This is a genomic window from Parasutterella secunda (genome assembly GCF_024733725.1).
Taxonomy (GTDB): Bacteria; Pseudomonadota; Gammaproteobacteria; order Burkholderiales; family Burkholderiaceae_F; genus Aphodousia; species Aphodousia faecalis.
The window spans coordinates 1-744 of record NZ_JANRHP010000020.1 but is presented as its reverse complement, the minus strand read 5'-3'; the positions used below and the strand labels follow the sequence as shown (position 1 = coordinate 744).

Genomic DNA, 744 nt, shown 5'->3' with positions numbered 1-744 from the left:
TGAACGCCTATCAATTGATCCCGGACCTCAAACAATCGCTGTTTTTAGTGATGTTTGGGCTGGGAAAATTAAAGTGTCTCCGACCGCACAAGTAGACGAAAAGAGGTTACGTTGCATACAACGCTCAATGGACAGGAGTCTGAGAAAGAGTAATCCGGACTGTTATGAAAGCGACGGAACATTAAGAAAGGGTTGCGTATTAAAGAAAACAAAAGGTTATGAAAAACGCATCCAACGTTTACAAGAATGCCATCGAAAAGCGGCGGCCACTCGTCGATGTGAACATGGACAGCTCATCAATTTATTGCTGTCCATGGCTGGAGACATTCGTGTAGAAAAGAACCAATGGAAGGCCTTTCAGAGAGGTCATTTTGGAAAAAGTTTAGGTAAAAGCGGCATCTCGGGTTTTATTGAAAGACTGAAGAGCAAGGCTGAAAGCGCCGGTTTAAAGGTAACTGAAGTAAAACCCTATAAATTAAAACTTAGCCAATATGATCCGTATACGGATCAATATCGGAAGAAGTCGCTCAATGAACGTTGGCACAGTTTGGGTGAGAGCTCGGAGTGGATACAACGTGATGTGATGAGCGCATTGTTGTTGCAATGCGCAGACCTGGAAGAAGAAAAACATATTCCGACAGAGGTGATTAAAACTCTGGAAGGTGTGAAACAGCTCCTGAGAGACGCGGGATATGTGATATTGAAACCATCGAGTAATGGGGAGAGTAATCCTACATTTGCGTC

General features: G+C 43.5%; 1 protein-coding gene. It reads left to right on the top strand.

Going from position 1 to position 744, the window contains the following annotated elements; genetic code table 11:
- Positions 1-73: 73 nt before the first annotated feature.
- Positions 74-744: nuclease/transposase family protein (locus NW199_RS08700; protein ID WP_507237025.1), on the top strand; the 671-nt coding region annotated here is incomplete at its 3' end.